Annotated in this window: 6 protein-coding genes; 2 read left to right on the top strand and 4 right to left on the bottom strand. The window is 32.6% G+C overall.

All coding sequences use genetic code 11. From position 1 onward, the window contains the following. On the top strand, positions 1 to 825 hold an 825-nt coding region (locus VKY47_RS13655; RefSeq protein WP_324313386.1), incomplete at its 5' end, for a thioredoxin family protein. A 221-nt stretch (positions 826 to 1046) separates the two neighbouring features. Here VKY47_RS13655 and VKY47_RS13650 read toward each other — a convergent pair. Both VKY47_RS13650 and aroB read right to left on the bottom strand, forming a co-directional pair. Continuing rightward, the gene (locus VKY47_RS13650) at positions 1047 to 1352 is read right to left on the bottom strand and encodes a hypothetical protein (RefSeq protein ID WP_324313385.1); all 306 of its coding nucleotides are present in this window, start codon (positions 1350 to 1352) and stop codon (positions 1047 to 1049) included. A gap of 86 nt (positions 1353 to 1438) precedes the next feature. After that, complete coding sequence (gene aroB, locus VKY47_RS13645) at positions 1439 to 2506, bottom strand: 3-dehydroquinate synthase (RefSeq protein WP_324313384.1); 1068 nt, start codon at positions 2504 to 2506, stop codon at positions 1439 to 1441. A 92-nt stretch (positions 2507 to 2598) separates the two neighbouring features. Between aroB and VKY47_RS13640 the strand changes: the two genes are divergently transcribed. Continuing rightward, positions 2599 to 3771: a proline dehydrogenase family protein gene (locus VKY47_RS13640; RefSeq protein WP_324313383.1), complete on the top strand. Its 1173-nt coding sequence runs from the start codon at positions 2599 to 2601 to the stop codon at positions 3769 to 3771. Here VKY47_RS13640 and VKY47_RS13635 read toward each other — a convergent pair. Together VKY47_RS13635 and VKY47_RS13630 are read right to left on the bottom strand one after the other, a co-directional pair. After that, the gene (locus VKY47_RS13635) at positions 3768 to 6128 is read right to left on the bottom strand and encodes a GumC family protein (RefSeq protein WP_324313382.1); all 2361 of its coding nucleotides are present in this window, start codon (positions 6126 to 6128) and stop codon (positions 3768 to 3770) included. The genes VKY47_RS13640 and VKY47_RS13635 overlap by 4 nt on opposite strands. A gap of 19 nt (positions 6129 to 6147) precedes the next feature. Further along, positions 6148 to 6868, bottom strand: a 721-nt coding sequence (locus VKY47_RS13630) for a polysaccharide biosynthesis/export family protein (protein ID WP_324313381.1), incomplete at its 5' end; no start/stop codon positions are given.

Genomic DNA, 6868 nt, shown 5'->3' with positions numbered 1-6868 from the left:
TTTTTAGAATTGGCATTTGCTTTTAAATTCTTATCGATGATCGATTTGGTTTTAGAATGGCATTTCTTAACAAGAGAAATGTTTATAGCCATATGGGTTGCTATTTTTGGAACTCTAGGCTTGTATTTATTAGGTAAAATTAGATTGCCACACGATTCGCCTTTAGAGCATCTTTCTGTAGGTAGATTATGTATGGCTATTTTAGTATTCGCTTTTACCTTCTATATGATTCCAGGACTTTGGGGAGCTCCCTTAAAATTAATTAGTGGTTTCCCTCCACCAATGAGTTCTCATAGTGAATCTCCTTATGGTGTTGGTTTTATGAAAAAGCAATTCAGCACTACTGGAGAGTTTTTAACTAAAGATCTTCCAGAAGATGCCCACTTTGGCCCTAACGATTTAATAGCTTTTAGAGATTATGACAAAGGCATGGCTTATGCTAAAAAAGTAAATAAGCCAGTCATGTTAGACTTTACAGGTTTAACTTGTGTAAACTGTCGTAAAATGGAGGAACAGGTTTGGGTTGAAGATCAAATTTATGGGTTGTTGGATAACGATATTGTACTTATTTCTTTATATGTGGATGATAGAACCAAATTACCAATAGAAGAACAACACGAATCGGAATTGACTGGAAATAAAGTTAGAACCTATGGACAAAAATGGTTGGAATTTCAGCAAACTAGGTATAACACCAATGCACAACCACTTTATATTATTCAGAATCTAGAAGGTGAGGATATAAGTGCCCCGGTAGGTTACACACCAGATGTTAAACAATATTATGATTGGTTAAAAGAAGGTATTTCCAATTTTAAAAAATAAATTCTATACAGATAATTTAAAGACTGCTTGAAAAGGCAGTCTTTTTTTATGATGAATATCCTATAACGATAAGATGTTTTGAAAAAATGAAAAGGAACTTTAAGTTTTGGGTAAAGGTTTCATCAAAATGAACTGATTTTTTCGACGTTTAAAATAGCTAGATATAAATTTATTTGAACCACCTGTATAGTTAAGATAGCCTAATTTTAGGAATGCAATTGTTATTCCTCTTCCTCGTCCTTAAAGACTTCAGATTTAAGATCTTCGTTAACAATAACATGACCTAAATCGTCCACCTCAAGTTCTTCAATGCTTTCAAAATTAGTCATGGTATAATGTAGTTTGCTACTAACTTTAACTAGGTATACACAATCTTTTGTTCTAACCTCAACAGCTTCTATGGTCTCGTTTTGATGGTTATCGAAGGTAATCACATCACCATCATAATAACCATCCGGAAATTTCTCAGAAAGTAATTTCAGAAGTGTTGGTGTTAGTTTTTTATAATCTACAATAACTCTTTTCATTACTAAAGGGGTTTAAAAATTAATAATTAGTACCTGCCTTAAACTTTAGCAATTTTTATAAAGTTACAAATTATTTAATACGAAAATCAAGAATTATAATATTTGAATGCATCTAATAGAATGTTATTTTCTACCAAGCAATTAATTTTCGGCTTTCCTATGGCTTCCAATAGCACGAAATTAATATTTCCATGCTCGTTTTTTTTATCAAATTTCAAGAGGTCGATAATCGGATTCAGATCTTCATCCTGTATTTTAGTTTGACCAAATATTTCTAGGATAGTTGCTTTTATATTTTCGCATTCATTAAATGGAAAACCACTTAATTTAGTAGAAATAAAGGTTGCTAATATCATACCAATAGCAATAGCTTCGCCATGTAATAAGGTTATTCTGCTAGAGTTACTTAAGTAATAGGATTCAATGGCGTGTCCAAGCGTATGACCATAATTCAAGGTTTTTCTTTCGTTGTTCTCAAAAGGATCCTTTTCAACTATGGACTTTTTTATTTCAACCGATTCATAGATTAATTGGTCTAAATCGTCCAGATTTAAAGTTTCTAAGACAGTAAATTTATTCCAATACGCCTCGTTAAAAATTAAACCATGTTTTAGCATTTCCGCTAACCCTGAACGCATCTGATTTTGAGGTAAACTAGTTAGAAACGAGGTGTCTATTAAAACCATTTTTCCCGTATTAATTACTCCAATTTGATTTTTTAAATGTCCCAGGTCAACTCCTGTTTTTCCGCCTATAGAGGCGTCTACCATCCCTAATAAAGTAGTTGGAACATGAATGTAAGCAATACCTCTTTTAAAAGTAGAGGCCACAAAACCTCCTAAATCAGTAATAACTCCACCTCCAAGGTTAATTAAAATACTTTTTCTGTCGGCTTCAAGTTCAGATAAAACTTGCCAAACACCAGAACAGGTTTCTATGCTTTTATTGCTTTCTCCAGCTTCAATTTCAATAATTTCTATGTGAATTTGAGTTTCAAGACCACTTAAAAATTGAGGTAAACAATGTTCGTGTGTGTTTTGATCAACTAAAACAAATATTTTTGAGTAGTTAGAAGCTTTTAAATGCGTGTTTAACTCTGTGTAACAACTTGTATTAAAGTGAATTGGATAAGAACTGGTTATAATTGATTTCATGAGTAAATTTGAAAGAATAAGACTCGAAAATTATGTATTTTTTTGTAATTATGTAACAATACTATAATTATCTTTGTGATTAATTTTTTACTATGTCTACAGAACGCCTTTTCGATAATACTGAAATAGCTTTTTCGTTAAAAAGCAATTCAGAACTTAACAGAGCTTATTTATTGTTTAAAATGATTTCTTACGAACCTTTGGTAAAGGTAGGGAAAGCATTAAGTAATTTTGCCATTAAAGCAAACTTGCCAGTAGATAGTGTAATTAGAGCAACTGTTTTTGACCATTTTTGTGGAGGAATAAATGAGAAGGATTGTTTACCTGTAATTGATGCCATGTATGAGAAAGGCGTAAGTTCCGTGTTGGATTTTTCTGTGGAAGGAAAGGAAGTTGAATCCTTTTTTGATGCTGCTATGCAGAAGACTTTGGAGATAATTGAATTTTCTGAGAAAAAAGAGGCCATGCCTATTGCTGTATTTAAACCTACAGGATTTGGGAAACCTTATTTGTATGAAAAGAAAGGTGAAGGAAAGACTTTTACTCCTGAAGAGCAGGAACTATGGAATCGGGTAGAAGAAAGGTACGATAAAGTATGTAAGTTAGCCAAAGAGAAGGATGTTGAATTGTTGATTGATGCTGAGGAAAGTTGGATGCAAGATGCAGTAGATGACTTAGTAACTAGAATGATGCAAAAATACAACACCGAAAAACCTATTGTCTATAATACGTTGCAAATGTATCGCCACGACCGTATGGATTTTGCAAAAAAGCAGTTGGAACACGCTAAAGCAAATGGTTATTATATAGGATATAAAATTGTTCGTGGGGCTTATATGGAAAAGGAAAATGAACGCGCTATTAAAAATAATTACCCAACGCCCATTTGCGAAAGTAAAGCAGCTACCGACGATAATTTTAACGAAGCTGCTACATTTATTCTTGAAAATTTAGACCATATCTCTCTTTTTTGTGGTACTCATAATGAAGCCAGCAGTTATCTTGCTATGGATTTAATGAAAGAAAAAGGAATTGCTATAAATGATAATCGTGTATGGTTTGGACAACTTTATGGTATGAGCGACCATATTAGCTTCAACCTAGCTAGTTTGGGTTATAACGTGGCTAAATATGTTCCGTTCGGACCCGTGAAAGATGTGCTTCCATATTTAATTCGTAGAGCAGAAGAAAACACTTCTGTGGCAGGGCAAACAGGAAGAGAGCTTATGTTATTAACAAAAGAAAAAGCACGTAGAAAAAACTAGTTTCGAACTAATTTCCACCATCTTTTTTTAACTGGCTTCGTACCATAGCCATAACCATAGCCATAACCTTTTCTGTGGTCTACACTATTTAGTAAAATATTCATCCTAGGCAATCTTTTTTCGGTGTACATACGTTGCGCCAATTGTAGTTGTTTTTTGGTGATATAACCGGCTTTAACAACAAAAATAAATAAATCGGCGAATTTACTAATTAGCAGAGTATCTGTAACCAAACCAACAGCAGCCGTATCTACAATAATATAATCGTATTGTGTTGAAACCTCATCGAAAAGCTCTTGAACGCGATTACTCATGAGTAATTCGGCTGGATTTGGAGGAATGACTCCCGATGGGATGATATCAAAATACTCGTTGTCTTCACGTTTCTTAATTATTTCGCTCACTTTAACTTTATTATTTCCAATAAAGTTTGTTAACCCAAAATTATTATCAACGTTCAAATAATTGGTGGCTTTAGGCACTCGGATATCAGTTTCAATTAAAAGTACTTTTTTTTCTGTAAAAGACAGCGATAAAGCTAGATTGATGGCTGTATGCGATTTTCCTTCCTTACTGGTTGTAGAGGTAACGAAAATCACTTTTGCTCTATCTTCAATATTTTGAAGTAAAAATTTTAGGTTTGTTCTAATCATTCTAAAAGCTTCTGCTTTTGGAGTATAATCTATTTTGGAAATAAGATTATTTTTCTTTTTTGATTTAGGAATATCCCCAAGAAAAGGAATGGTAACTTCTTTTTTAACATCGCTAATATTGTGCACTTTGTCATCTAGCAGATTGAATAAATAAATTAAAACAATAGGAAATCCAAAACCAAGAATTAAAGCGGTAAGAATAATTATTGGTGGCTTTGGAGCTACAGGCTTATTAGATGCAAAAGCCATATCTACTATTTTGGCATTAGGCGAGGTTACGCCGTGAGTAATAGCAGCTTCTTCACGTTTTTCCAAGAGGTATAAATAAAGTCCTTCTTTAATATTTTGTTGACGTTGAATATCTCTAAACTGTCTTTGTTTTTTTGGTGCAGAATATATTTTGGAACCAATTCTTCTGTTTTCTTCCGCTAACGAACTGTAATTCATTTCGTTAGTCCGTTTCATGTTAGTTAAGCTTTGGGTTAAATTTGATTTTAACTGATTAATCTGGGTGGTTAAATTTACAATGGTTGGATTTTTTTCACTAGAATTCTTTAAAAGTCTATTTTTCTCTAATACAAGGTTGTTATATTGTTGCGTTATTTGCTCGATGGATCCATCTGCAATACCTATGTTTGCTGGTAATAGTTTGGTATCTGTTTCATCTTTTGCAATGTGTTGATTCATGTAATCTATCAACTGGATTTGCATGGCAGTTTCAACCAATCTATTTTCATTTTGTCGTTCACTTTCTAAATAAATATTAGATTGGGTATCTAAATCGGTTAATTTATTTGTTTTTTGGATGGTTTCAGCACTTAAATCGACATCTCCTAACTCGTCAGTGACAATTTCTAATCTGTTATTAATGAATTTAGATGTAGCATCCACAACCATTTTTTTGTCATTTTCAACATCTTCATTATACTTTTCAATGAGCTTATCTAAAAACAGACTTGCTTTTTCAGCCACATTATCATTTATGGATAAAGTAATAATGCTAGACATTTCTTGGTTAGAGATAATAAGATTATTTTTATACTTACTTATTACCTTGCTAATAGGCGAAATTTTAATTTTAATATTAGATCCGATTTTAGTTGTAGATTCTCCAATTCTAGGGGTAATGGTAATTGCACCAAAACTTGTTGGAATACTTTCTCCAAAAGCATAAACAGTGCCCTCATCATCCTGTTCTGTATCTTCTTGATTTTTAAAAGAGAATTTTTCTGAAAAATTAATTCCTTTTAAAAGAAAGTTGTGTGCTGATTGAATCTTTATACTAAACGTAGTATCTATCTTGTGAATTATGGAATCTGATGCACTAAAATTGATATTCAAAGGAGGATCAACGAACGCTTCGGAAGCTTTCACACGGCCTTCAACAAAATATTGAATATTGAATTTTAGGTCTTTTACGACTTGTTCAATAATTTCCCTGGATTTTATGACCTCAATTTCATCCAAAACATTATTGCTTTCTCTTCTAAACAGGCCATAATTTTGCATTTGAGAGATTTCTGGGAGCCTATTGTTGTTCTCATTTTCCTTAATTTTAATTTTGGCAGTAGCTTGATATTCGTAATCTGCATAGCGTAGATAAATAAAACCAAGTGCAAGTGCAGAAATAACACAAAAGGCTATAAACTTCCACTTATACATGTAAGGCATTACTATTTCTTTGAAACCATTATTTTGATTCATATTTTTCTTAATAAAGCAATTATCTTATTAATATAGCTGCAATAGTTGCTAAAGTGCCTACTGCAGATATAATAATTACATAATTTTGATTATAGGAAGCTGAACGTATTTTAGCCGAATTCGGTTCTACGTAAATAACGTCGTTTTGTTCCAAATAAAAATTAGGTTGGTTTAATACATTAATAGATGTTAGATCGAATTTTGTAAAGCGTTTTACCCCATCTTGCTCTCTAATTAAAAAAACATTTTCTCTTTTACCATGAATGGTTAAATCTCCAGCCATACCTAGAGCTTCTAAAAGTGATATTTTTTCATCTTCAACGGTAAATGTTCCAGGAGAATTGACCTCTCCAAGTATGGTAATTGTGAAGTTGGTAAGTCTGACATTGATAATTGGATCGTTTACAAGTTCTGATATTCTTGTTTTTAGATAGGTTGTTAATTGAGCTCGAGTTAATCCACCTGCTTTTATGGTACCTAAGAATGGAAACTCAATATTCCCTTCTAAATCAACGATGTAGGTTTGCATTCTAGTTTCACCTTGCACATAGACGGAGGAAGTGGTAGTGCTAAAAATAGGTAGATTAAATGGCCGCACTGTTTCTGCATCTGGTCCAGAAACATATATCGAAAGTAAATCGTTAGGCTTAAATACCGTTTCAGGATTAAAATTAACCTTGTCTAGGTTTCCTAAGGGTTCATCTTGAAAATAAATAATTTCTTTACTCGAAACACAGGAT

The sequence above is a fragment of the Xanthomarina sp. genome (assembly GCF_035306705.1).
GTDB lineage: Bacteria > Bacteroidota > Bacteroidia > Flavobacteriales > Flavobacteriaceae > Xanthomarina.
This window is presented reverse-complemented; position numbering and strand designations above follow the sequence as displayed.

Bases quoted from the DNA above. Each gene is read 5' to 3' on its own strand.
- VKY47_RS13650 (WP_324313385.1), bottom strand. From the start codon at position 1,352: ATGAAAAGAGTTATTGTAGATTATAAAAAACTAACACCAACACTTCTG.
- aroB (WP_324313384.1), bottom strand. From the start codon at position 2,506: ATGAAATCAATTATAACCAGTTCTTATCCAATTCACTTTAATACAAGT.
- VKY47_RS13640 (WP_324313383.1), top strand. From the start codon at position 2,599: ATGTCTACAGAACGCCTTTTCGATAATACTGAAATAGCTTTTTCGTTA.
- VKY47_RS13635 (WP_324313382.1), bottom strand. From the start codon at position 6,128: ATGAATCAAAATAATGGTTTCAAAGAAATAGTAATGCCTTACATGTAT.